The sequence below is a fragment of the Verrucomicrobiia bacterium genome, assembly GCA_019694135.1.
In the GTDB taxonomy this organism is placed as follows: domain Bacteria; phylum Verrucomicrobiota; class Verrucomicrobiia; order JADLBR01; family JAIBCM01; genus JAIBCM01.
The window spans coordinates 162,451-185,316 of record JAIBCM010000002.1 but is presented as its reverse complement, the minus strand read 5'-3'; the positions used below and the strand labels follow the sequence as shown (position 1 = coordinate 185,316).

28 protein-coding genes are annotated in these 22,866 nt (G+C 42.3%); 7 read left to right on the top strand and 21 right to left on the bottom strand.

Features of this window, described 5'->3' with window-relative positions; all coding sequences use genetic code 11:
• Window positions 1-14 precede the first annotated feature (14 nt).
• The 4 genes from K1X66_03335 to atpB form a co-directional block, all read right to left on the bottom strand.
• Window positions 15-410, bottom strand: a complete 396-nt coding sequence (locus K1X66_03335) for a F0F1 ATP synthase subunit delta (GenBank protein MBX7157400.1) — start codon at window positions 408-410, stop codon at window positions 15-17.
• A gap of 15 nt (window positions 411-425) precedes the next feature.
• A complete protein-coding gene (gene atpF / locus K1X66_03330) occupies window positions 426-980 on the bottom strand; it encodes a F0F1 ATP synthase subunit B (protein MBX7157399.1) in 555 nt (184 codons plus the stop codon).
• Window positions 981-1,037: 57 nt separating this feature from the next.
• Window positions 1,038-1,241 carry an ATP synthase F0 subunit C gene (locus K1X66_03325; GenBank protein ID MBX7157398.1) on the bottom strand — a complete coding sequence of 68 codons (204 nt, stop codon included), beginning with the start codon at window positions 1,239-1,241 and terminating at the stop codon, window positions 1,038-1,040.
• A 77-nt stretch (window positions 1,242-1,318) separates the two neighbouring features.
• Window positions 1,319-2,140 carry a F0F1 ATP synthase subunit A gene (gene atpB / locus K1X66_03320; GenBank protein ID MBX7157397.1) on the bottom strand — a complete coding sequence of 274 codons (822 nt, stop codon included), beginning with the start codon at window positions 2,138-2,140 and terminating at the stop codon, window positions 1,319-1,321.
• Between the two features lie 107 nt (window positions 2,141-2,247).
• On the opposite strand from atpB, the gene K1X66_03315 reads away from it, so the two are divergent.
• The 3 genes from K1X66_03315 to clpP are packed head-to-tail and all read left to right on the top strand — an operon-like array spanning window position 2,248 to window position 4,751.
• Window positions 2,248-2,781 carry a hypothetical protein gene (locus K1X66_03315; GenBank protein MBX7157396.1) on the top strand — a complete coding sequence of 178 codons (534 nt, stop codon included), beginning with the start codon at window positions 2,248-2,250 and terminating at the stop codon, window positions 2,779-2,781.
• A gap of 34 nt (window positions 2,782-2,815) precedes the next feature.
• Complete coding sequence (tig, locus tag K1X66_03310; GenBank protein MBX7157395.1) at window positions 2,816-4,111, top strand: trigger factor; 1,296 nt, start codon at window positions 2,816-2,818, stop codon at window positions 4,109-4,111.
• 28 nt (window positions 4,112-4,139) lie between these two features.
• Window positions 4,140-4,751: an ATP-dependent Clp endopeptidase proteolytic subunit ClpP gene (gene clpP, locus K1X66_03305; protein ID MBX7157394.1), complete on the top strand. Its 612-nt coding sequence runs from the start codon at window positions 4,140-4,142 to the stop codon at window positions 4,749-4,751.
• A 60-nt stretch (window positions 4,752-4,811) separates the two neighbouring features.
• Here clpP and K1X66_03300 read toward each other — a convergent pair whose 3' ends face one another.
• The 7 genes from K1X66_03300 to K1X66_03270 form a co-directional block, all read right to left on the bottom strand.
• Window positions 4,812-5,576 carry a hypothetical protein gene (locus K1X66_03300; protein MBX7157393.1) on the bottom strand — a complete coding sequence of 255 codons (765 nt, stop codon included), beginning with the start codon at window positions 5,574-5,576 and terminating at the stop codon, window positions 4,812-4,814.
• 181 nt (window positions 5,577-5,757) lie between these two features.
• Complete coding sequence (locus K1X66_03295) at window positions 5,758-6,678, bottom strand: cation diffusion facilitator family transporter (protein MBX7157392.1); 921 nt, start codon at window positions 6,676-6,678, stop codon at window positions 5,758-5,760.
• 64 nt (window positions 6,679-6,742) lie between these two features.
• Entirely contained in the window at window positions 6,743-6,907 is a 165-nt protein-coding gene (locus tag K1X66_03290; GenBank protein MBX7157391.1) for a hypothetical protein, read from the bottom strand.
• Window positions 6,908-6,977: 70 nt separating this feature from the next.
• A complete protein-coding gene (locus K1X66_03285) occupies window positions 6,978-7,844 on the bottom strand; it encodes an SDR family oxidoreductase (GenBank protein MBX7157390.1) in 867 nt (288 codons plus the stop codon).
• A 25-nt stretch (window positions 7,845-7,869) separates the two neighbouring features.
• Window positions 7,870-8,088 carry a hypothetical protein gene (locus K1X66_03280; GenBank protein ID MBX7157389.1) on the bottom strand — a complete coding sequence of 73 codons (219 nt, stop codon included), beginning with the start codon at window positions 8,086-8,088 and terminating at the stop codon, window positions 7,870-7,872.
• An 85-nt stretch (window positions 8,089-8,173) separates the two neighbouring features.
• The gene (locus K1X66_03275; GenBank protein MBX7157388.1) at window positions 8,174-8,449 is read right to left on the bottom strand and encodes an acylphosphatase; all 276 of its coding nucleotides are present in this window, start codon (window positions 8,447-8,449) and stop codon (window positions 8,174-8,176) included.
• A 3-nt stretch (window positions 8,450-8,452) separates the two neighbouring features.
• Window positions 8,453-9,310, bottom strand: a complete 858-nt coding sequence (locus tag K1X66_03270; GenBank protein ID MBX7157387.1) for a TatD family hydrolase — start codon at window positions 9,308-9,310, stop codon at window positions 8,453-8,455.
• Window positions 9,311-9,447: 137 nt separating this feature from the next.
• Here K1X66_03270 and K1X66_03265 point away from each other — a divergent pair, with 137 nt between their 5' ends.
• Window positions 9,448-9,879, top strand: a complete 432-nt coding sequence (locus K1X66_03265; protein MBX7157386.1) for a transposase — start codon at window positions 9,448-9,450, stop codon at window positions 9,877-9,879.
• A gap of 42 nt (window positions 9,880-9,921) precedes the next feature.
• On the opposite strand, the gene miaB is transcribed toward K1X66_03265, so the two are convergent.
• The 4 genes from miaB to K1X66_03245 are packed head-to-tail and all read right to left on the bottom strand — an operon-like array spanning window position 9,922 to window position 14,179.
• Window positions 9,922-11,265 (bottom strand): tRNA (N6-isopentenyl adenosine(37)-C2)-methylthiotransferase MiaB, encoded by a 1,344-nt coding sequence (gene miaB, locus K1X66_03260; GenBank protein MBX7157385.1) that lies wholly within the window; start codon window positions 11,263-11,265, stop codon window positions 9,922-9,924.
• 45 nt (window positions 11,266-11,310) lie between these two features.
• Window positions 11,311-11,676 (bottom strand): peptide chain release factor-like protein, encoded by a 366-nt coding sequence (locus K1X66_03255; protein MBX7157384.1) that lies wholly within the window; start codon window positions 11,674-11,676, stop codon window positions 11,311-11,313.
• Window positions 11,677-11,721: 45 nt separating this feature from the next.
• Window positions 11,722-13,806, bottom strand: a complete 2,085-nt coding sequence (locus K1X66_03250) for a thioredoxin family protein (protein ID MBX7157383.1) — start codon at window positions 13,804-13,806, stop codon at window positions 11,722-11,724.
• A 16-nt stretch (window positions 13,807-13,822) separates the two neighbouring features.
• Window positions 13,823-14,179, bottom strand: coding sequence for a glutaredoxin (locus tag K1X66_03245; protein MBX7157382.1), 357 nt, complete (start codon window positions 14,177-14,179; stop codon window positions 13,823-13,825).
• A gap of 133 nt (window positions 14,180-14,312) precedes the next feature.
• Here K1X66_03245 and K1X66_03240 point away from each other — a divergent pair, with 133 nt between their 5' ends.
• On the top strand, window positions 14,313-14,855 hold the full coding sequence (locus K1X66_03240) for a DJ-1/PfpI family protein (protein MBX7157381.1): 543 nt from the start codon (window positions 14,313-14,315) through the stop codon (window positions 14,853-14,855).
• Between the two features lies 1 nt (window position 14,856).
• On the opposite strand, the gene gap is transcribed toward K1X66_03240, so the two are convergent.
• Complete coding sequence (gene gap / locus K1X66_03235) at window positions 14,857-15,903, bottom strand: type I glyceraldehyde-3-phosphate dehydrogenase (GenBank protein ID MBX7157380.1); 1,047 nt, start codon at window positions 15,901-15,903, stop codon at window positions 14,857-14,859.
• Window positions 15,904-16,004: 101 nt separating this feature from the next.
• Here gap and K1X66_03230 point away from each other — a divergent pair, with 101 nt between their 5' ends.
• Together K1X66_03230 and K1X66_03225 are read left to right on the top strand one after the other, a co-directional pair.
• Window positions 16,005-16,631 carry an SCO family protein gene (locus tag K1X66_03230; GenBank protein MBX7157379.1) on the top strand — a complete coding sequence of 209 codons (627 nt, stop codon included), beginning with the start codon at window positions 16,005-16,007 and terminating at the stop codon, window positions 16,629-16,631.
• Between the two features lie 106 nt (window positions 16,632-16,737).
• Window positions 16,738-17,469, top strand: coding sequence for a hypothetical protein (locus tag K1X66_03225; protein MBX7157378.1), 732 nt, complete (start codon window positions 16,738-16,740; stop codon window positions 17,467-17,469).
• A gap of 39 nt (window positions 17,470-17,508) precedes the next feature.
• Here K1X66_03225 and pnp read toward each other — a convergent pair whose 3' ends face one another.
• The 5 genes from pnp to K1X66_03200 form a co-directional block, all read right to left on the bottom strand.
• Window positions 17,509-19,650, bottom strand: a complete 2,142-nt coding sequence (gene pnp / locus K1X66_03220) for a polyribonucleotide nucleotidyltransferase (protein MBX7157377.1) — start codon at window positions 19,648-19,650, stop codon at window positions 17,509-17,511.
• A 146-nt stretch (window positions 19,651-19,796) separates the two neighbouring features.
• Window positions 19,797-20,060: a 30S ribosomal protein S15 gene (rpsO, locus tag K1X66_03215; GenBank protein MBX7157376.1), complete on the bottom strand. Its 264-nt coding sequence runs from the start codon at window positions 20,058-20,060 to the stop codon at window positions 19,797-19,799.
• Between the two features lie 108 nt (window positions 20,061-20,168).
• Window positions 20,169-20,855: a hypothetical protein gene (locus K1X66_03210; protein MBX7157375.1), complete on the bottom strand. Its 687-nt coding sequence runs from the start codon at window positions 20,853-20,855 to the stop codon at window positions 20,169-20,171.
• Between the two features lie 39 nt (window positions 20,856-20,894).
• Complete coding sequence (locus K1X66_03205) at window positions 20,895-21,572, bottom strand: SDR family oxidoreductase (protein MBX7157374.1); 678 nt, start codon at window positions 21,570-21,572, stop codon at window positions 20,895-20,897.
• A 114-nt stretch (window positions 21,573-21,686) separates the two neighbouring features.
• Window positions 21,687-22,766 (bottom strand): hypothetical protein, encoded by a 1,080-nt coding sequence (locus K1X66_03200; protein ID MBX7157373.1) that lies wholly within the window; start codon window positions 22,764-22,766, stop codon window positions 21,687-21,689.
• Window positions 22,767-22,866: the final 100 nt, after the last annotated feature.

The window sequence follows — 22,866 nt, the reverse complement described above, 5'->3', positions numbered from 1 at the left end:
TCTTTCTTTTAACTCTAATACATTGCTTTAAGTCGCTCGAGACGATTTTTAATCGAACCATCCCACACGTCGGATCCCACTTTAATCAATAGCCCTCCGTGTAATTCTGGTTTCACTTCGAAAGCAGCGCTCAATCCCTTTCCATAGCGGCCTTCTAAAAAATTCATTACATTTTGTTGTTGATCTGATTCCAAAGGCACCGCACTTTGCACAGTCACAGCACGCTTAGCTAACTCCAATGCAATTAATTTTTTAAATCGCGTCAACACCGCCAAATACTGGCGAGGTTTTTCTTTTAAAATCTTCTCCACAGCCAAACGCACACGAGAGTCATCCACCCTCCCTTCGCCAGCTCGACAGAAAGTCAGCAGCGATTTTGCTAACTGTCGGGATTCACTGCTGAGTTTCATAATTCTTTTAGTTTCTTAAGCGGCTAATTCTTTTAAGGTTTCTTCGTTTAAGCGACGTTGATCGTCTGCTGAAAGCACTTTGCCACTAACTTTTGAAGTGGTTTCAATGACTAAACGACCAATTTCGCGCTTTAACTCCGCCATCATTTGTTGGCGCTCCAATGAAACAGCTTCTTGCGCTTTTTTTATGAGAGCTTCGGCTTGAGCTACGGCTTCCTGCAATTTGCGCTCGCCAAGAATTACTGATGATTTTTGGGCTTCTTCAATCATCTCAGTGGCTTGCTGATGGGCCTTAGCAATCACATCCGCACGTGTGCGATCGGCTTCAGCCAATTCTAATTTAATGCGTTCAGCATTTTCCAAGCTCTCCGCAATTTTTTGTCGTCGTTCATCCAATACTTTTTGAATGGGATTAAAGGCAAAACGTTTCAAAGCGTAAGCCAGAAGAACAAAAAGAATAATTTGCGAAAGAAGTTTCGGTCCACTTACGCCCACTCGGTTGGCAATTTCACCAACTAAGCTATCCGAAGTGGCAGCTTCAATTGCTCCTAAAAAAAACCATGAAGTCATTGTTTTCTTTCCATGTCTTGGTGCGATTTTATACAAATCGCACACAAGACTTTAAATTTATTTCGCGAGGAAGATAGCGAAGAAGATAATACCTTCTGCTAACGCCATCGCTAAAATGGATTGCACCAAAATAGGTGTGGCAGCGCCTGGATTACGACCCACTGCTTCTGCAGCTTTCGATCCAATGATGCCCACGCCCAAGGCGGAGCCAATGGCAGCCAAACCTACATGAATACTACCTACAATTTCTGCTACGAACATATCTTTCCTTTCATTACTTTAGTTTTTTTTGTTAATCCTCGCACGCGAAGCACGATCCGATTAACGAAATCTTTATTTTAATGATGTCCCTCCTCATGACGACACATCATGCCGGTAAACACCGCAGTCAACAAACAAAATACCAAGGCTTGCACCAAACCCACAAGCAATTCGAAAAAGTAAAAAGGCAAAGGAATCAACCAGCTTAACCACTTATTAATTGCCATCATCGATTCCAACATATATTCGCCGCCATAGACATTACCAAAAAGACGAAAACTTAAAGACACTGGACGAAATGCGATAGAAATGACTTCAATCAAACCCACAAAAATAAAAACTCCAATCATGATAATACCAATTAATCCTTTATTATCCGCTTTAGAGCCAAAGATATGATGAACAAAACCTCCCACTCCATTAGCCTTTAATGACCATACTGTCCATAGAACAAAAAATACTAGAGCCATCGCCATGGTCATATTCACATCGGCATTTACCCCACGAATAAAAGGATGGGTAATCATTAAATCATACCAATTATCACCATGACCTCGACCAATGGTTCCAACACCTGGAAAAAGACCAAACCAATTAGAAAAAAGGATAAAAAGAAAAATCGAAGTAAAAAACCATAATGTTTTTCTCGCCCATTCCGTTCCGAGCACTCCTTCCAACAAGCCAGAAATGGATTCTACTATCCACTCCAAAAAATTCTGAGCGCCTTTAGGCACGAGTCTAGGAGAACGCATGGCGATTTGAGCAAAAATAATTAGCCCAATAGCAATGATCCAAGCAGGAATCATGGAGTTTGTAATAACAAAAGGTCCAAAACGAAATAACTCCACTGCCGACATCGGCAATTCGTGGTGACCTTCAGTAGCGGCTAAAATGAGCATGCGCGCAAGAATTAAGCAGCCTACGAGAACTTACACAAGCGAAACTTTTAAAAAAATGCAAAAATAAATCTTTTTCCCCATTTAAAATAAAACGCTAATAACTTTTTATGCCTTTAATTCTTTTCAAATTGAAAGGGGAAACCTTCACTTCGGATCAACTTATTTTACTCCGAAAGACAAAGCCCTTTATCTACCAATTGCTAACAACTCCCACTCTTACCACACCTCTTTTAGAAAGAGCGGTAAATCAAACCTTACAAAGCCAGCAAACTTTCAAAAAAACAGAAAATACCCTTATCCGATGCAATCAACTTCGGCTTTCTCAAAAACCCAACACCTTAATCGAAATTGCCGAAACCACTTTTTCAGAAAAAATTCCTGATTGGGCGCAAATCGATGAACCCTTAGGCCCTTGGCTTGCCTCGCAAGGTTATGCCCTCGAAAAAAAATCAATCACCCCACTCCTTTTTCTCTCGTGCGATTTTTTACAGCAACTTTTCTCCACAACTCAAAATTGCTATGGACGAAGCTACCAATTTCAGATCACCTCACCACAAAACATGATTTATTCCGTGCCAACACTCGAAATTTGGAATCCTCTTGTCACCAGTTACTCGTTGTATTTTCAACCAACCGCTTGACCATCACGCGCCTGATGCTTAAGCTCTCGCCCTCATGAATATAGCCATAGAAGACATTAACAGTTGCAGGAAACGTCTCAAAATCGAATTACCTGCCAACGAAGTCAACGAAGAGATTGAACGCATCACCAACGAATTTCAAAAACAAGCTAAACTTCCCGGTTTTCGTGCGGGCAAAGTGCCTCGCGACGTAATCAGCAAACGATTTAGCGAAGAAATTGATGAAGAAACCAAGCGCTCCCTAGTTCCGAAAGCTTATCGACGCGCCATTCAAGAAAAAAAACTACGCGTCGTGAGTTCTCCATCCATCGAAGATCTCAAATTTCAACGTGGCCTTTCCCTTAGCTTTTCCACGTTAGTTGATCTGGCTCCCGAAATTCGCCTCCCGGAATACAAAGGCTTATCCTTACCCAAAATCGATGACACATTAACTGAAGAAGAATTTGAAAAACAACTCAATCAACTTCGCGAGCACCAAGCCCACTTTCACGACTTAACCGGCCGTCCTACACAAACCGACGATTTTGCCGTGATCGATTATACCGCAACCGTCGATGGCAAGCCACTACTAGAAATAGCCCCTGAAGCCAAAAAAATCGCCGAACAAAAAAATCTTTGGATCAAACTGGAAGAAGACGCCTTTCTGCCAAAATTTGGCGGACAACTCGTCGGCATGAATATCGGTGACAAAAAAGAAATCACCGTAGAATTTCCCGAAAACTTTCCCTACCCCGAACTGGTCGGGAAAAAAGCGATTTTTTCCGTAGAAATGAAAAGCATTAAAGAAAAACATCTGCCAGAACTGGACGAAGACTTCGCTCAAAACCATTTCAAAATGTCATTGGAACAAGTCAAAACCAATTTGCGCGAAGGATTACAGACACAAAAGAAAAATGACATCGTTGCCCAGCAAAAAAATCAACTTCTGGAACAACTTTTAAACAAAACCGACTTTGATCTTCCGGAATCGCTTCTCGCGGCTCAAACCAAAAACGTCGTTCGCGAAATCGTTGAACATAATCAACAACGCGGCATCAGCCTCGACGCTATCCAAGACAAAAAAGATGAGATTTATCAAACTGCCCAAAAAAGCGCTCGCGAGCGCGTGAAGGCAGCTTTCCTCCTTTTGCAAATTGCGCAAAAAGAAAATTTGCAAGTTACCACCGAAGAAATGAACCATCGCATTCATCATCTTTCGCATCAATACGGCATGGAACCACAAAAATTTCTCGAAGAACTCAACAAACACAACGGTCTTAACCAAATCGAAGAAGAATTGCTTATTAGCAAAACGCTTGATTTTCTTTTAACCCACGCGAAGGTGGAATAAAACCAAGCTAAAACTGAGAAAAAAAATTATGAACATCAGCAACAACTACCTCGTTCCCATGGTCGTCGAACAAACCGGCCGCGGCGAACGCGCTTACGATATTTACTCTCGACTTCTCAAAGATCGCATCATCTTTATTGGCACCCCTATTGATGACACCATCGCCAATGCCATCATCGCCCAACTGCTTTTCTTACAAATGGAAGACCCCAAAAAAGATATCAATATCTATTTGCAAAGCCCCGGTGGCTATGTAACAGCTGGCTTAGCCATCTACGACACCATGCAATTTCTTACCTGCGACGTGGCAACCTATTGCATCGGCCAAGCCGCTAGCATGGGCGCAGTTCTCCTCGCTGCGGGCACTAAAGGAAAACGCTTTGCCCTACCCAACGCCAAAGTCATGATCCATCAACCCCTCGGCGGCGCGCAAGGTCAAGCCAGCGACATCTCCATTCAAGCCAAAGAAATCCTTAAAACCAAACAACGCTTGAACGAAATCTTAGCACATCACACTGGCAAACCCATTGAACAAATCGAAAAAGACACCGATCGCGATTATTATTTAAGCGCAGAAGAAGCCAAAGCCTACGGCCTGGTCGATGAAGTGGTTAAATCGCGCAAAGAAGTGAAAAGTTAAATCAATTAACAATTTTCTTTGGGAAGATTCATTCAGACATTTTAAAAGCGTTTAAAAAATTTACATTCGCAAATAACCGCCGTTTCGAGCGTAATCTTCAAGCTGATTAAAGTTCCGATTTATCTCATCCCCAGCGTGCTTAATTCCGGATTCTGTTTCATTTAATATGCCATCCCAAACATTTTTAGCTCCACGTCCCAAATTGTCAGCTTGATCTCCAATCGAATAAACAAAATCCGCCATATCTTGAGGCGAAACAGGAAGAGCTAAAATCGCAGCAGGATTATTATCATAATCTGTACTTCCACCTCCTACTGCATTAAATCCTGGCCCAGCAATACTTGTGTTAACCTCAGCAGAAACTTGTTCCAATTTTTTAACTTTTGCAAAAAGATTATCCAATGCATTGGCTAGCTCCCCTCTCGATGCCTCGCCATGAGCCACCCTAATATACATATCAAGTGCAGCATCATAAGCTTCAGTAGCCTCTGTCATTGGCACTGAAAGCCTATAAAATCTTCTAGCAACTCCTTCACCAACACCGGTTTTACCGATAACTTCGAAAGATTTATTTAAATCTGTAAGCACATCCATGATTTCGTCCAGAGAGCCTCGTAAATCCATTAAAACCTCTCCCGCCTTTAATAATTCTTCACTTTGAACACGACCAGAAAATCGTATAGCTCTACTCAATTCAGGAAGTTTAGTAGTGGATTGAGAGATCTTGCCAACTGAAGTAGCGATACTACCCATCGCTTCTTTCAAACGAGCGATACCCGTACCCACTCTTCCCAATCTACCCATTCCTGCAGAAAATTTTCCCATAACAACTATTTTATTTTTAAAAAATTAATGATTTCTGGGAATAAAACTCAACTTGACCACTTTGTCAAATTTCTCACTCAAAAAAATAAAAGCCAATTTAATGACAGAAAAATTTTAACTCAAAATCGTTTTTTCCAAACACCAAAACTGTTATTTTCTCCAATTTTGTTTTACTAAAATCCTATTTTTCATGAAAAACCTTTCCCCTCTCTAACTTCACATCTTCCCACGATGCCGGATCTTCGAGAGGCTCCATATGAGTAAAAACAATGAGGTTGGGGATGGCATTGCGAAGGTCTTCTTCGATGCGTTCGACGATGGTGTGACCCTGAACAACAGTCCACTCTCCTGGCATCAGGAGATGAACCGCAACAAATTTTAATGCAGCAGCGCGGCGTGTGCGTAGAGCGTGATAGCCAATGCCTTCAGCAGCATATTTGTCTAGCGTGGCTTGAATAAGGGCGAGTTCTTTTTTGGGTAATCGGAAATCCATTAGGCCGCGCATGGATTCCTTCATGAGTTTTAAGCCGGTCACAACAATGTGAGCGGATAAAAGCAATCCAACCATCGGATCCAGCCACCACCATTGGGTCAAAGCGACTAAACTTATTCCAATAATAACGCCCACGGAAGTCCAGACATCGGTCATGAGATGTTTGCCATCCGCTTCCAAAGCGACCGAGGATCGTTTTTTGCCAACGCGCAACAAAATCAAAGCCACTACCAAATTAATCACTGAAGCGCCGGAGGAAACAAGAATGCCTTGAAAAGTGTGAGTAAGGGCTTGAGGATGAAAGAAGCGTTCAATCGCAGCCCATGCAATGCCTAAGGCTGCAATAAAAATGAAAAGACCTTCCAAACCCGAAGCGAAATATTCCGCTTTGGAATGGCCAAAGGCGTGTTCTTTATCTTCCGGTTGAATCGCTACTGATAATGAAATCCAGGCAATAAAAGCTGCCACCAAATTGACCACCGATTCCAACGCATCAGAAAGCAAACCAATCGAACCAGTCAAATGCCAGGCAACCAATTTTAGAAGCAAAATAACAATTGCTACCGCAACGGAAAGCAAAGCGTATTGGGTTAAAGGACGTTCTTTCATTGAGTTAAAGAATGAAGAACGTCCTTCTTTCTCGCCAGGAAGAAATTCTTACAATGATTTGCTCCTACTTTTTCTTAAGGAAAAAGCGAGCTACAACACCAGCGCCTAAAACCATAGCAGTGGCTTTCCAATGTCGACGAAAGAATCCTTTTGTTTTATCTACCGCACGCTCTACTTTCTTCACGACATCCGTTGTATCCATTTTGTTATCTGTAGCATTTTCGTTCATAGATTTTGTTGGTTTTCATTTTATACTAATCACATCCATTCGAGGCGATTGAATCGCCTCATGACACCCTTTACGTGTTCACGATTTCACCACCATTCGGGTGAAGCACTTGTCCAGTAATGTAAGAAGAATCGTCTGAAGCCAAAAAAACGTAGCTGGGCGCCACCTCTTCCGGCTGTCCTGCTCGTTTCATGGGAACTTGCGATCCAAAAGTAGTAACATCCTCTTTGGGAAAAGTTGACGGAATTAAGGGCGTCCAAATAGGTCCAGGCGCCACTGCATTCACACGAATTCCTTTACTGACTACCGACAGTGCCAAAGAACGAGTAAATGAAACAATCGCTCCTTTGGTGGAAGAATAATCAAGAAGTCCTGGACTACCACGATAAGCGGTAACAGAGGTCGTGTTAATAATCGTATCACCCTTTGACATTTTTTTAATGACCACTTTGGTTAAATAAAACATAGCAAACACATTGGTTTGAAACGTTCGCATCAATTGCTCGCTCGTGATGTCCTCGATTGATTCCTGAGGATGTTGTTCGGCAGAATTGTTCACTAAAATATTAATTTTACCCCATTGATCCCAAATTTTTTTCACTAAAGCTTGGCATTTTTCTTCGTAACCCATATCGCCCGGCAGCAAAAGACATTCTCCCCCGTATTCTTCTACGAGATGTTTAGTTTCTTTTGCATCTTCTGTTTCATTCAAAAAATTGATTGCCACATGGGCTCCTTCTTTTGCAAACGCAATGGCGACCGCGCGCCCGATGCCACTATCACCTCCAGTAATCAATGCAATTTTTTCTTGGAGCTTTCCACTACCACGATGCCGAGAATCGTCTGATTGGGGACGAGGGGTCATTTCAGATTCTAAACCTGGTTGACGCTCTTGATGCTGCGGCGGAAAATTTTCCTTTTTCGCTTCCTTTTTCATATTTCCTTAAGTTGAGTCCAAACTATTAATGTTTGCGCCACAAACAACCGGCAACAACTCCCGCACTTACCACCATCGCTAACGCAATCCAGCGTCGCTTCGACATATGACGATTCACTTTATCCGCGGCTTCTTTCAAACAACACTTTGCTTTCCCTGCTTTAGTCATCACCCAATCCTTAGCTTGATCGGTGGCTTGATCCAAAATTGCCTTTGCATCATTAGTCAGAGTTTCGGTGTTCATACTCCTAATATAGAAAAAAATTGTTGAAACGCAAAAATCACCCTTGGTTGCGTTTATTGGGCAAGCTCAAATGATTGACGATAGCTCAGTAAGCAATGTGAAAACTTTTTAAATCGCCCTGGGACCCTAACCAATCAGCCGCTTGATCATGAATAAAACTATTGAGATAGCTTTCTGAAATACCCTTAAGAAAAGCTTCCAGTTCCGATTTATCTCCTTCAGCCACCATCTCCACACGACCATCAGGAAGATTTTTTACCCATCCTACTACCTCGTAACCACAAGCGATCTGTTTCACACTAGCGCGAAAACCCACACCTTGCACACGACCAGAATAAAAAATGTGTAAACGCGCTTTCATCATTCATTGAGAAAATCGAAAAAAATGTTTAGCTGTTTCTGTGGTGCATTGTTCAACCTCTGACAAAGACATGCCACGCACTTCAGCAATTTTTTCCGCAACTTTTTGTACATGTGCCGGCTCACATCGCTTACCACGATAAGGCACGGGCGCTAAATAAGGGCAATCTGTTTCCACCATAAAACAATCTTGAGGAATTGCCGCAATAACTTGTCGAACATTCTCAGCGTTTTTAAAAGTAACAATACCAGTAAAAGAAACCAGATGGCCCATGGATAAAATGCTCAAAGCTTGCTCTACCGATCCTCCAAAACAATGAAAAACACCGCGAAGTTTTCCGCTGTAACTCATTAAAATATTTAGAGTGTCCTCCCAAGCGTCGCGTTGATGAATAACGACATTTAATTTCTTTTCCAAAGCCAAGTCCAATTGCGCGCGAAACACAGTTGCTTGAAGATTTTTATAATCGTCATCCGCAATCTTCCGAGAAATAGCCAAAGGATCCTGCGCCACCTCCATCGCAAGCACATTACGAAAAGGATTTTCCATTTTTCCACTCGGCAAATGATGATAATCCAAACCCATTTCTCCTATCGCCACCACCTTCGGATGATCGGCCATTTGCGAAAGTTGCTCAATCCAATTGCCTTGAACCGTTTCAACTTCCGTAGGATGGACACCAATCACCGCAAAAACTTCAGAATATTGTTCCGCTAATTTTATCGCTCTTTGCGAACTCTCAACATTCGTGCCAATGGTAATGATTCGTTCCACACCCGCTTCTTTGGCGCGTTGCACCACCGCATCGCGATCTGCATCAAAATCGCTGTAATCCAAATGAGCATGAGTTTCAATTAACATATATGGGATTCAATTTAAGGCAATCCCCTCTAATTGCCAAGTTGTTAGAATTTCCAAATATCATAAGCACTCAAGATATTTTGTAGGGCAAGCGCACCGCTTGCCAAATAATGGAATTCCCATTTAAATTATGATCCATGGCTCATCCTCCACGTATTCCAGTATGGTTAACCCATGAAACGTCAGTCATTTATTTCATCACTTTTTGTGTTAAAGATCGTCAACCCGTACTAGCCAATACGAAAGCTATGAATGCTTTTTGTAATGCAACTAAACGACTTAAAAACTGGATAATTTGTGCTGCTGTTTTAATGCCTGATCATCTTCACCTTCTTGTTAGTCCGAATCAAAAAGATCAAGCAATAGGCCATCTCAGTGCAGCGTTGAAACGTTGGATTCGTCAACAATTAAAAGCTACCTGGCAATGGCAGCCTGGCTGTTTCGATCGACTTCTAAGAGCTGAAGAAAACATTCAAGAAAAATGGATTTATATGCGCGAAAATCCTGTTCGAGCAGGTTTAGTAAAGCAATGGCAAGAGTGGCCTTATCGAATGGGTTTTGATCATTAGAAAATGGCAAGCGAAGCGCTTGCCCTACAATTTAGAAATAAACTAATTGTAAATCGCCGGATCGCCGTAAAATGTAAAACCGGTGCTGCGCGTTATTTTCATCGGCAATAACTGGCCGCGATGACGTTCGCTCCCTTCAAAAATGACAATTTTATTTTGTCGCGTGCGACCAAAAAAATTCTCGGCGTTGGTCTTACTTTCGCCTTCGACTAAAATTTCTTGTTCTGTGCCCACTAAATTTTCCCCGATCGCTTTGGCAATATGATCCAATTTCTTGAGAAGAATCTGGTTGCGCTCTTCTTTCACCGACTCTGGCAATTGATCCAGCAAAGCCGCAGCAGGCGTGTCTTTGCGTTGAGAATAGCGAAAGATAAAAGCATTATCAAATCGCACCTGATCCACTAAATCGCAAGTCTGTTGAAAATCTTCTTCGGTTTCTCCCGGAAATCCCACAATGATATCCGTAGTAATCGCAATTTCGGGACGCGCCGCGCGCAATGATTCAATTTTTTTTAGATAAATTTCCCGCGTGTAAGAACGATGCATCGCTTTCAACATGCGGTTGCTTCCCGATTGCAACGGCAAATGAACGTGCTCACATAATTTTGGTAACTCTTGATAAGCGCGAACGAGATCTTGTTTGAATCCCACCGGATGAGGTGAAGTAAAACGAATGCGTTCCAACCCATCAATTTCTTGCAAAGCGTAAAGCAGTTGAACAAATGGCGTTTTACCGTGCACTATCGGAAATTCACGTCGACCGTAAAGGTTAACAATTTGCCCCAGTAAAGTAACTTCCTTCACGCCCGACGCGACCAAAGTTTTTACCTCAGAAACAATTTCGGCAATGGAACGCCCTCGCTCGCGGCCGCGCGTGTAAGGCACAATACAAAACGTGCAATACATATCACACCCTTGCATGATCGAAACAAAAGCCGTTACCTGTTTGGGTTGCAAAATATGATCTTTAATCGTCGATTGAGAACCTTGCGATTCTGAAGTATCAACAATAGATTTTCTTTTCTTTCCACTTTCTCGAATTTCTTCCACATAATCGGCCACGCGATGAAATTGTTGTGTGCCTACTACAAGATCCACATCAGGTAATCGATCCAAAAGCGCTTCACCGCGACTCTGCGCCATGCAACCCAAAAAACCGAGCACCACATCCGGTTTATTTTTTTTGAGCGATTGCATAAAACCCATTTTGCCCAGAGCTTTTTGCTCGGCTTGATCACGCACGCTGCAAGTATTAATCAAAACTACATCGGCCTCCGTTTCGTGCGATGCCAGCGCGTAACCGCGAGCCTGGAGCATTTGCGCTACTTGCTCCGAATCACGCACGTTCATCTGACATCCATAGGTTTTAATAAAAACTGAAGGCATTTTCATAACTTAGAAAAAGCTTTCCCTGCTGTCGAGTCTCCAAGCTCAATTTTCTTGACTCACCGCACGACGCCATTGTTTCTTTTCAGCATGATGATGTTTTTGTTGCAACATTTTTTCTTTTTGGCGACGACTACGACGCCGTTTTTGGCGTCGAATTTTCTCGCGCTCTTGTTGGCGCTGGCTTTTTTCGCGAAACACTTTCTCAGCAATTCGATCGCACAATTCGCGCCGCGCTAGAAAGCGGTTAAGCGCTTGAGAACGTTCCCGTTGGCAACGAACTTCTATGCCCGTAGGGATATGCAACAATTGCACACATGAAGAGGTTTTATTGATTTTTTGGCCTCCATGACCCGAACCGCGAATAAAATTTTCGCGCAAATCTTCCTCGTAAATGGCCAATTCAGCCATGCGTTTTCTTAACGCTTCTTCCTTCTGAATATTGGCACTCACAAATTATTTTTCTGTAAATAAATTAGCGATGATCTGGGGAGTTAAAATCTCCGGCAAAATCACGGGCGATTTCGAGCGATCCGCAGGATAAAAAAGGTAAAATGGCACTCCGGCTCGTCCATAAGAAGCCAACGCTTCGCTTACCTCAGGATTTCGCGTAGTCCAATCTGCCTTAAAAGCAATCACTTGATGACGCTCAAAAAGTTTTTGAGTTTGATCAATGTTTAATGCAACGCGTTCATTGACTTTGCAACTCAAACACCAGTCAGCAGTAAAATCGATGAAGATAGGTTGAGTGGTTTGCAAAGCGTTCTGTAGCGCTTGGGGAGAATAAGGTTTCCAATCCATTTGCGATGAAGTCTGCTTTATTTTTTCGGAACCTAACAAAGGTTTAATGAAAAAATGTCCTGCGCTTGCAATTAAGAATAAGCTCAATAACCAAGTGATTATTTTTGAACGACGCGTTTTAATAGGAGTCCCAAATTGACCGATCAACCAGCAACAGAACGCCAGCACAAGGAGAAAAACGCAAAGCAAAATCAGCGCATCAATTCCTTGCGTTGTTCCAAAAAGCCAAAGTAACCAAAGCAAAGTGCCGAACATCAAGAAACCAGTAAATTGTTTGAAAATTTCCATCCAAATTCCCGGTTTGGGTAGATAACGCAATAATTTCGGTTGAGCTGAAATTAAAAGATAAGGCAAAGCCATGCCCAAACCTAACGAGCTGAAAATCGACAAGGCCAACCAGGCAGGTTGCGTTAAAGCAAAACCTAGCGCCGCTCCCATAAAGGGCGCGGTGCAAGGCGTTGCCAAAGTGGTAGCGAGCACCCCATTAAAAAAAGAACCCCTCAACCCACCCTGCGCAGTTAACGAGCTTCCCACGCCTACCAATGATCCGCCAATGACAAAAACGTTAAAAAGCGCGAGGCTCATGACTAAAACAATAGCGCTAAGCACGATGAGAAAAATGGGCGATTGAAATTGAAAACCCCACCCTATTTTTTCGCCACCGGCACGCAACGCAATGAGCGCGCTAGCCAACGCCAAAAAAGAAAGAATAATGCCAGCAGAAAAGATTAACCCATGCGCCAATATTTTTTTAGAATCGTGATGGCTTTGTTGAATAAAATTAAAAATTTTAAGGGAGATTACTGGCAAAACGCAGGGCATTAAGTTTAAAATGATGCCACCTAAAAATGCGTAGAGCAAATAGAGCAGATTTTCTTTCCAAGAAAAATTCAAAGTTAACGTGGAATTTTCGGTTTGAATGGGAGCGTCGATTTGAAAAGCTTTCGTTTCTTCTTGAGGAGTTTGATAAATTAATACACCTCTCAAACGCTCTAACGTTGCAGGCGCTATCGTGGCTTGGGTCAGTTCTATTTCATATTGTGATGGTGAAATTTGACGAACGATTTGAGGCGCATCGTGAGCAATTTGCTCAGGCGTGTCGGGGAAAAAATAAGCTGTGTTAGCATTAAAATCTTCTGATGCGATTGATAAGACAACTTTTTTATCAGAACCCTTAAAAACTTTTAAATTAAGCGATTGATTTTCTTTAGGTAGAGTTTCACGCGCGGCATCAAAAAGCGCTTTTGTTTCAGGTTTGATTTCCCCTACACCAGATGGCAGGGAAATCGTCAACGTTGCCTCACCCGGAATACAAGTTTCTTCGCACATCAGCCAAGAAACTTTGGCTTGGATAGGAATGGTGGGAGGCAGCTTCTGAGGTGGCGTGATTTGAGTCAATAACCATGCTTCATTATGATAAGCATAAGAGACAATGCCACCGACTACGACTTGCTCAGGGTAAGGCCATTGAATTTCTCCCGCTTGAAAACCGGGTGGTAAATTCCATTCGATTTGCGTGGCAAAACCGGCGTCACCTGGATTTTTCCAGTAAGTATGCCATTTAGAATCCATGCGCAAACGAATGGCAATCGTAAAAGATTTTCCAGACGCAATGGAACTGGGTTCAGCCAGTAGTGTGGCTTCTACTTGACCTACTTTTTGCTGAAAATTTTCTGAAAAAAGATAGTGCGGTAATAAAAGACTAAAAATTAAAAAAGTTTTTAAAAATAAGTCACGCACGCAAATTGTTACGATTTTACAGAATGGGTGGCGTCCAACCGCCGGACTGTTGTTGACGGGCATGCTCTTCATCACTGCAGGCCGAGTTAATAGGAACATCTACTGGCGCTGCGTTAGAGCTCACTACGCCCTCTTTAATTAACCAGGCTTCGAGTTCTTCACCGCTTATATCGGCGACAATGCGACCTCCGATATCGAGCGTGGGCTGAAGTGGTTGACCGCTTTTTTGCACCATTTCCGCGTAGTTGTTAGGGTTATTGATGATATCGCGATCTTCGTATTCCAACTGATATTTTTTTAAAATAGCGCGAACCCCGTTGCTCCAGCCGCACTGAGGTTTCATATAAGCAATAATTTTAGGTTGTGACTTCATGAGATTTAACTTCTTAGCTTAAAAGATTATTATTTTGAATATATTTAACTATTTTTTTGACGTTTCGCAACTGGTTTATTATTCAATCCTTTGCTAAGTTGCGAATTTTAAAATTAGATTAGATTATTAATTAATGAAAGTTTTAGTGCCATTGGCTCATGGGTTTGAGGAAATCGAAGCAATCACTGTAATTGATATTTTACGGCGAGCGAATTGTGAAGTCATTACCGCAAGTTTGGATGAAGGGCCGGTTACTGCGTCTCGTCAGACGCGTCATTTGGCCGATGCGTTGTTGATCGAAGTGTTGGATGAGACGTTTGATGCGATTGTCTTGCCCGGAGGCCAACCCGGTGCGGACACTTTGATGAATCATTTAAAATTACGCGAAAAACTGGTGCAACACGCTAAAGAAAATCGCTGGTTAGGAGCCATTTGCGCGGCACCTAAGGTTTTGGAAGCGGCTGGCCTTCTCCAAGGCAAACAGTTCACCTGTCATCCGAGCGCGAAATCTTTTATTACATCAGGAAAGTTTTTGGACCAACGCGTAGTGGTAGATGGCAAGCTCATTACTAGTCAGGCTGCAGGCTCAGCGTTACCCTTTGCCCTGCGGCTTGTTGGGGAATTCAAAAACGCGGATGAAGTAAAAAAGGTGAATGAAGGCGTTTTATTTTTTTAAACTATAACGAGCCGGCCACTTGTTTTAATAAATCCACACAGCGATTGCTGTAACCCCATTCATTATCATACCAGCTCACTAATTTAAAAAATTGAGAATTTAACTCAATTCCTGCCCCCGCATCAAAAATACTGGAATGATTATCGTGAATAAAATCACTCGAGACAACTTCATCTGACGTATAAGCTAGAATCCCTTGCAAATAAGTTTCACTTGCACGCTTCATTGCCTGGCAAATTTCTTGATAAGAAGTTTTCTTTTGCGTTTTTACTGTCAAATCAACAACAGACACTGTCGGCGTCGGAACACGGAATGACATGCCCGTGAGTTTTCCTTTCACTTCTGGTAAAACCAATCCCACCGCTTTGGCAGCGCCCGTTGTGGAAGGGATAATGTTAATGGCTGCACTTCGCCCACCCTTCCAATCTTTTTTAGAAGGACCATCCACCGTTTTTTGAGTGGCAGTATAACTATGAACTGTGGTCATTAAACCTTCTTCTAAACCAAAACCTTCTTTTAACAACACATGAACCACCGGCGCCAAACAGTTAGTCGTGCAACTTGCATTGGAAATAATGTGATGTTTTTTTGCGTCATAAAGATGATGATTCACCCCTGTTACCACGGTGATATCTTCTCCTTTTGCTGGCGCTGAAATAATGACTTTTTTAGCGCCTGCGGTTAAATGTCCCTTCGCCTTCTCGGCATCCGTAAACAAACCGGTGGATTCAATAACAATATCCACACCCAATTTTCCCCACGGCAAAGCGGCCGGTCCTTCTTTGACTGCCAAACATTGAATGCGATGCCCGTCAACAATCAAAACGTCGTCCTCTTCCGCAACAGGCGATGATTTTTCGCTCGTTACCGTCCCTTTAAATTTACCTTGTGTGGAATCGTATTTTAAAAGATAAGCCAAGTTGTCTGCGGGAACCAAATCGTTCACCGCAACCACATTTATTTTTTTGCCTAGCAACCCTTGTTCGCATAAAGCGCGAAACACTAATCTTCCAATTCGTCCAAAACCATTAATACCAACTTTTATCATAGTGAGGGCACCTTACATAAGTTTCTAATTTTTCCAAGCTCTCAAAATAAAAATCAGATAACCGATTGAATTTTTTAATAAAATCAGACAGATTGGAGATTATGGATAACAAACCTTCTCGACTCCCTCGATTATTTTGGAGCGGGTTAATGCTTATCTTAATCGCTGTGTTCGGAGTCATGATATGGCGAACAACCAAACGCTCTCCCGCACTGCCAACTTATGGCCAAGTTTCAGCCTTCTCTTTAACCAATCAACTCAATGAAACTATTACACAAGACTCACTTCTGGGCAAAGTTTGGGTTGCCAATTTTATTTTTACCACGTGTCCCGGTCCTTGTTTAGTCATGAGTCGACAAATGAAAAAACTGCAAACCATGCTTCATCCGGATGATAACATTTATTTGATTTCCATTACCGTCGACCCCGAAACTGATACCCCCCCTGTATTAGCCGAATATGCCAAACAACTCGAAGCCGACCCTAACCATTGGTTTTTTTTAACCGGCGATCAAAAAAAAATATTTTATCTCGCCACAAAAGGCTTTCTTTTAGCCGTGGCAGAAACTCAAGAAGCCGAAGCGGCTCGCGAAAATGGTCGCTATATTCACAGCACGAAATTTGCTTTAGTCGATCAACAGGGTTATGTGCGCGGTTATTATGATGGCACCGACAACGAAGCATTGCCCAAGTTGATCCATCAAGCTCGATCGTTGGGTGCAAAATAAGCAGTTATTTTTGTTTTTTTAATATGCGAAATTGCCTTGAAAAAAACCGTTTTTTCCTTTTAAGTTTGAATGCAACTTATAGTAAAAGAGTCTAAAAGGAGAATTTATGAAATCGAAATTGCCATCATTTTTAACCAGCCCTTGGTTTCTTTTAATCGTTGCTGCCGTTGTGGTCGCGCAAATTGGAATCATGGCATTAACCAAATCCTCTTCTTCCACTACTTCATCGACTTCTGCCGTTTCGCCTGCAACTCCCACTTCTTCCGCGCCAGCCAATATGGCCAATAATAATATGAATCGCCCTATGACACCCGCAAATCCGACGCCCTCTACCCCAGCGAATATCACACCTAATGCCCCTCAACCCACTCCTATGGAACCCCAAGAAATGGAGCCTTGGGAAAAAGATTTAGATGCCGCTTTGGATGACAATTTAACTGATGCCCAATCCGTCGATAAAATTCTCGCTCTTTATCCTACTTTCCCTGAGGACGGAAAAGTTGAAGCGGTGGAATACTTGGTCGATTTGGTTGAGGATAAAGATTATTCCAAAATCGAACCTTTGCTTTACGACAAAAAAGCTCCCGAAGAAGTTTTGGAAACGTTAATGGACGATTTATATGGACGCGAAGAATATGTGCAACTTCCCGCCATGCTAAAAATCATGCAAGATCCTTCCCATCCACTTTATGAGGACGCCAAAGAAAATCTGGCCGATTACTTAGAACAAGATTACGGCAACGATGTCGCCAAGTGGAAAGAAGGCGTGGATAATTATCTAAAAGAAAATCCTCCTGAGCCAGACGAAGACGAAGGCGATGAAGATACAGGAGAATAATTCTCCAACTCATTTTTTACTAGAGCGCGCTAGTGCGATCTAGCTTGCTGAATTTGCCGTAGCTGCCGCTGCGGCTTTTTCTTTTAGCACAGCTCGACGACTCAACTTCACACGACCTTTGTCATCCACGCCGATGCATTTCACTGTAATGGAATCCCCCTCTCGCACCACATCTTCAACACGATTAATGCGGGTCTCAGCCAGTTCGCTGATATGCACTAGTCCATCTTTACCCGGGAGAACCTCAACAAAAGCGCCAAATTCTTTAATCGTTACCACTTTGCCATTATAAGTTTTACCCACTTCAATTTCAGCGGTCATGCCACTAATTATTTCTTCCGCACGATTTAATCCTGCGGCATCCGCGCTGTAAATACTCACTGTGCCATCGTCTTCGATATTAATTTCCGTGCCTGTTTCCGCGGTAAGAGCTTTAATATTTTTACCGCCCGGCCCGATTAATAAACCGATTTTATCGGGATCAATCTTCAAAGTCACAATGCGGGGAGCATAACGTGATAACGCTTCGCGAGGCGCTTGCAAAGTAGCCTCCATTTTATCAATAATCTTCAAGCGCGAATCATGCGCTCGCTGTAACGCTTCTTTCATGATCGCAAAAGAAACGCCTGGCAATTTCAAATCCAATTGAAAACCAGTAATTCCATTGCGTGTGCCAGCGATTTTACAATCCATATCACCAAAGTGATCTTCGCTTCCAATAATGTCCGTTAAAAGCTGATAACTCGCCACACGCCCGGATTCGTCATTTTCGGTAACCAGTCCAATCGAAATGCCACCTACAGGCGCTTTTAATTTTACCCCGGCGTCCATCAATGCCAAACTGCCCGCGCACACCGTTGCCATAGAAGTTGACCCGTTGGACTCCATAATTTCTGAACTCACGCGAATCGCATAAGCAAAACTCTCCTCTGGAGGAATAACTGGTGCAATGGAACGTTCTGCCAAAGCACCATGACCAATTTCGCGACGTCCAGGGCTTCCCGTACGACCCGTTTCTCCTACCGAAAAGGGAGGAAAGTTATAATGTAAAATAAACCGTTTTTCTGGATTGCCACCCGTGTAACCATCTATTTCTTGAACCTCGGTCAAAGCTGCGAGCGTAGCCAAACAAAGCGCTTTGGTTTCACCACGAGCAAAAATAGCCGATCCATGTGAGCGCGGTAAAACACTCACTTCAGCTTCTAAAACTCTTAAATCATCAAAACCGCGGCCATCACAACGTTGTTTTTTCTCAAAAATACTCTTTCGAAAAGCTTTTTTCTGCAAATAATCAAACGCTTGCGACATTTCAAAGGGGGTCGCTTCAGGGAATTTTTGTAAAATGGCTTCTTCTACTTCTTTTTGGAGACCCTTAACCGCTTTTTGACGCTCCACTTTCATCGGGCGATATAATGCATCTTCGATGCGATCACCTGCTACTTGATAAGCAATTTCTAAAAGCTCTTCCTTGACCAATTTCAACACCGGCTCTCGTTTGGATTTACCTGCTTTTGCAGCCAATTCTTTTTGCATCGCGATAATTTCGGCCACATGCTTTTGGGCAAATTCCATCGCAGCTAAAAAGTCCGCTTCCGATATTTCATCCGCAGCGCCTTCAAACATCAAAATTTCATTCTCTGTTCCCACGTAAACCAAATCCAAATCGCTTTCGGCTAATTGAGGATGAGTCGGGTTAACAACAAAACTCCCGCCCACTCTTCCCACACGCACGGCCCCAACTGGACCCGCAAAAGGAATATCCGAAACAACCAAAGCCGCCGAAGCGCCATTGATGCTTAAAATGTCCGAGTCATTCACACCATCAGCTGACAGTAAAAGCGCAATCACTTGCGTATCACAAAAATAGCCTTTTGGAAAAAGTGGACGAAGTGGACGATCAATCATGCGCGATGTGAGCACTTCTTTTTCCGTTGGACGCCCTTCCCGCTTGAAATAACCGCCTGGAAATTTTCCAGCAGCAGCAGCCTTTTCACGATAATCTACTGTTAAAGGGAAAAAGTCTTGTTCCTCCTTAGGTTCGGGCGCGGAAACAGCAGTTACGAGAACGATCGTCTCCCCACATTGAACGGTCACGGCGCCATCGGCCAAATTTGCCAATTTTCCGGTCTCCAAAATTAATTCTTCATTTCCAATTTTTTTTGCAATGCGATGAATAGCCATGAGTTATTTTTCCAGATTTTCTAATTACCCCAATAAAGAAAATAATTTTCTATAAAATTTTTATTAAAAAATAATATAGAAAATCTTTTCATTCTTCACTTGTCGATACTTTCACTAACTTTTTTTTACAACTAAAACTGTCGATCCTACTTACGCAATTTTAAGCGCTCCAGCAGTTTTTCATAATTTGCTTTGTCTTTGCGAGAAATGTAATCCAGCAAACCGCGTCGATGGCTCACTAATCGAAGCAACCCACGGCGTGAAGCGAAATCTTTTTTATTTTTTTGTAAATGTTTTGTGATCTGTTCAATACGATGCGTCATTAAAGCAATTTGAACCGACGAAGAGCCAGTATCGCCCTCTTTAGCTTGAAAATCTTTAATGAGTCTGTCTTTTTGTTCTTTAACCATAAATAATAGCCCTCCCTTTTGCCGAAGCTTTTTAGTTTTTTCAAGGATTAAATTGATGATATGTCCAATCTATTTAATATTTCGTAAAAATAGCGATGCCGCCCCTTGTTATTGACATTCCTGATCAGGGAAAAATTGCACCCCTTTACCTATAAGGACCGTTAACGTTGCCTTGACTGTTTGCGACTGTCCATTTTTCTCAAAAGTAAGTGTGACCTCTTTTTTAATAAAATCATTCAAATTTAAATTATTGAAATCATCCACCAATAGCAATCCATCTCCATTAGGCCAAAATTGATTCACGATTTCCGTATAAAGGAGAAAATTAAATTTAATCGGAAAATATCCATTCACCGTACCGTAAGGGTATTCCAAAGCATAAATATTTACTGAATAGGTATGCTTAAAACCCTCTTCGGCACTTTTAATTAAAATCCCATTCCCTTCCTGAATAATGCCGGTGCTTACCGGATAATGATAACTCTTGTAAAAAGACATCGTAGGATCCCAAAGGTCCAAAGCGCAACGAAGCGGCGCATTAAGATAATCGCCAATTCCGGGAAAAGGATTGGTATCCACAGCGCAATCCGCGAAATAAAACTGCCCTTGAAACTCATCACCTATCGCAAATGTGCCATTCGCATTTTTCGTGCGATCGATTTCCGTTCCAACCTGAGTCACCTTAGCACGAAAAAAAATAATATGTTCCAATGCCCCATAGGATACCGTTGTAAAAGCAAAACTGTTGATTAAAATCCAACAAGAAACAAAACAAAAACGTAGCGTTAATTTCATCGATTAATTTTCCTTTCTTATGCTTCTTTTTATCGCTTTTTAAGGCACCGTCAAGGAAGCTCCATTATCTTTAGCACCTATTTTCAAAATAAAAGGCACCGCTGATTTAACCCATTCTGCACTTTTGGGATAATGTCTCGCCTCCTCTCCCCAACATTGACGCAACATGTCGGTGTCAATAATCCCCGGATTCAACGCCACAGCCGCCATGCTCTCTGGCAACTCCAAAGCTAACGCCTTGCTCAATCCTTCAATCGCCCATTTGCTCGCACAATAAGGAGCCACACCCGCATCCACCGAACGCCCCCAACCCGAACTAAAATTCACAACCACCCCTTTTTTCTGAGCCACCATCGCTGGGAGCAAATGACGAACCAGATTTGTCACACCTTTCACATTCACATCCATTACCGAATCAAACTCTTTTGCTGTAAATTCCCACAATCGCTTTATTGTCACCGTAATCGCTGCATTATTGATCAACAAGTCGGGTGTTCCCATCACTTCTAACACTTTTTCACTAAACTGTTTCGCTTCCACATCCCTTGACACATCGATAGCTTGAAAAAAATGAGGTGCAGCAAATCGATTTTGTAATTCCTTAATCTTAGTCTTCGTCCGTCCACAACCCGCCACTTGATGACCCAACGCAATAAAAGCTTCTGCCATCGCCAATCCCAACCCTCGAGTGACTCCTGAAATGACAATTTTTTTCATGTCTCGAATTTAATAAAAATCCTGATCCAAGCAAACAATCCTTATCAACAACAAAAAAGGCGACATCGAAAACGATGCCGCCTCATACCCTATATTTTACCCTAACAAAACTACTTATTTCACTTGTGTGTTAATAAGAGTCGGAACCAATATCATTCGCGGCTCACCATTGGTTGTTTTGGCCGTAATTTTTGTCACCAAAGTTACCGAAGTTGTGCCTTTCGGAGTTCCGCGACCCGCAAAATTATCTTTCCTCGCTGTCTTAAACTTCGCTGCATAACCCTTCTTAAATAAACGACCTTTGGTTAAGACTTTTAGTTTCGCTGTAGTAAAGGCCAACAACAAATTATCCACATCCGGTTTTGCCACAGCATATTCCACTCGCTCAATAATCAAATCTGAACGAATTTTGCCTTTAACTTTAAACCCTTTTTTTCCTCGAAATCTCTTCTTTTTCTCAGGGTTCGGTTTTGCTAACTCCAAAGCAAATCCCGTTGTCTCTTCTTCAAAAGTTACCGAAACATTGTCAATCGCAAGCCCTTGATCGACACCAAAATCATCCTTATCCAACCACCCTACCCACAACACCTGACCGGGTGCTACAACCACATCCGAAATCACAGAAACTAAAGTCGTTCGATTCGCCGGATCATTACCGTTAAGAGGGCCAACGGGCCCAGTATTAACTGCAGTAAAAGTTCCATTACTGACACCAGTCCAACCTGTAAAATCAGCTTTAAACGAATCTCCATCAATTCGATACAGAAGTTTCACATCACTTTTCACACTATCGCCACTCTTGCGCCATTGTTCACCATCATATTGAATCGTGATTTTATTAATCAGGCGCGCAGTTTTATTGGTGAAAACTACACCATAATAAAAGCTATCACTACCAAAAGCGCCTAAAGCCCGATCCGCACTATTGCCAAAATGATAAAGCTGACTAGCTGGCTGGATAATCGACCCATCACTGGCATACAAAGTAAAAGATTCATCCAAAACCACATTCGACCTCTTAATAAACCACCCAGGAATCGTCGAATCATTATCCCAGTTTACATTATTCAAACCCAGCGACGAAAAATCTTGGGTATAGGTAAAAGGCACTCCGGTAATTTCTACAGGCCCGGCCTTCAATTCACTTAACCAACTTAGTTGGCTAACCATCACTAACATCAGAATACGTTTCATAAAAGTTGATCAATAAAACCGAAAAAACGCGAAAGTAAAGAGTCAGCCTGTAAATTTTTTGTAAAATTCTGAAATTTAGCCTGTTTTCGCGTCCCTCAAA

Coding starts and splice junctions, on each gene's coding strand:
- K1X66_03335 (MBX7157400.1), bottom strand. CDS start 410: ATGAAACTCAGCAGTGAATCCCGACAGTTAGCAAAATCGCTGCTGACT.
- atpF (MBX7157399.1), bottom strand. CDS start 980: ATGACTTCATGGTTTTTTTTAGGAGCAATTGAAGCTGCCACTTCGGAT.
- K1X66_03325 (MBX7157398.1), bottom strand. CDS start 1,241: ATGTTCGTAGCAGAAATTGTAGGTAGTATTCATGTAGGTTTGGCTGCC.
- atpB (MBX7157397.1), bottom strand. CDS start 2,140: ATGCTCATTTTAGCCGCTACTGAAGGTCACCACGAATTGCCGATGTCG.
- K1X66_03315 (MBX7157396.1), top strand. CDS start 2,248: ATGCCTTTAATTCTTTTCAAATTGAAAGGGGAAACCTTCACTTCGGAT.
- tig (MBX7157395.1), top strand. CDS start 2,816: ATGAATATAGCCATAGAAGACATTAACAGTTGCAGGAAACGTCTCAAA.
- clpP (MBX7157394.1), top strand. CDS start 4,140: ATGAACATCAGCAACAACTACCTCGTTCCCATGGTCGTCGAACAAACC.
- K1X66_03300 (MBX7157393.1), bottom strand. CDS start 5,576: ATGGGAAAATTTTCTGCAGGAATGGGTAGATTGGGAAGAGTGGGTACG.
- K1X66_03295 (MBX7157392.1), bottom strand. CDS start 6,678: ATGAAAGAACGTCCTTTAACCCAATACGCTTTGCTTTCCGTTGCGGTA.
- K1X66_03290 (MBX7157391.1), bottom strand. CDS start 6,907: ATGAACGAAAATGCTACAGATAACAAAATGGATACAACGGATGTCGTG.
- K1X66_03285 (MBX7157390.1), bottom strand. CDS start 7,844: ATGAAAAAGGAAGCGAAAAAGGAAAATTTTCCGCCGCAGCATCAAGAG.
- K1X66_03280 (MBX7157389.1), bottom strand. CDS start 8,088: ATGAACACCGAAACTCTGACTAATGATGCAAAGGCAATTTTGGATCAA.
- K1X66_03275 (MBX7157388.1), bottom strand. CDS start 8,449: ATGAAAGCGCGTTTACACATTTTTTATTCTGGTCGTGTGCAAGGTGTG.
- K1X66_03270 (MBX7157387.1), bottom strand. CDS start 9,310: ATGTTAATTGAAACTCATGCTCATTTGGATTACAGCGATTTTGATGCA.
- K1X66_03265 (MBX7157386.1), top strand. CDS start 9,448: ATGGCTCATCCTCCACGTATTCCAGTATGGTTAACCCATGAAACGTCA.
- miaB (MBX7157385.1), bottom strand. CDS start 11,265: ATGCCTTCAGTTTTTATTAAAACCTATGGATGTCAGATGAACGTGCGT.
- K1X66_03255 (MBX7157384.1), bottom strand. CDS start 11,676: ATGGCTGAATTGGCCATTTACGAGGAAGATTTGCGCGAAAATTTTATT.
- K1X66_03245 (MBX7157382.1), bottom strand. CDS start 14,179: ATGAAGTCACAACCTAAAATTATTGCTTATATGAAACCTCAGTGCGGC.
- K1X66_03240 (MBX7157381.1), top strand. CDS start 14,313: ATGAAAGTTTTAGTGCCATTGGCTCATGGGTTTGAGGAAATCGAAGCA.
- gap (MBX7157380.1), bottom strand. CDS start 15,903: ATGATAAAAGTTGGTATTAATGGTTTTGGACGAATTGGAAGATTAGTG.
- K1X66_03230 (MBX7157379.1), top strand. CDS start 16,005: ATGGATAACAAACCTTCTCGACTCCCTCGATTATTTTGGAGCGGGTTA.
- K1X66_03225 (MBX7157378.1), top strand. CDS start 16,738: ATGAAATCGAAATTGCCATCATTTTTAACCAGCCCTTGGTTTCTTTTA.
- pnp (MBX7157377.1), bottom strand. CDS start 19,650: ATGGCTATTCATCGCATTGCAAAAAAAATTGGAAATGAAGAATTAATT.
- rpsO (MBX7157376.1), bottom strand. CDS start 20,060: ATGGTTAAAGAACAAAAAGACAGACTCATTAAAGATTTTCAAGCTAAA.
- K1X66_03210 (MBX7157375.1), bottom strand. CDS start 20,855: ATGAAATTAACGCTACGTTTTTGTTTTGTTTCTTGTTGGATTTTAATC.
- K1X66_03205 (MBX7157374.1), bottom strand. CDS start 21,572: ATGAAAAAAATTGTCATTTCAGGAGTCACTCGAGGGTTGGGATTGGCG.
- K1X66_03200 (MBX7157373.1), bottom strand. CDS start 22,766: ATGAAACGTATTCTGATGTTAGTGATGGTTAGCCAACTAAGTTGGTTA.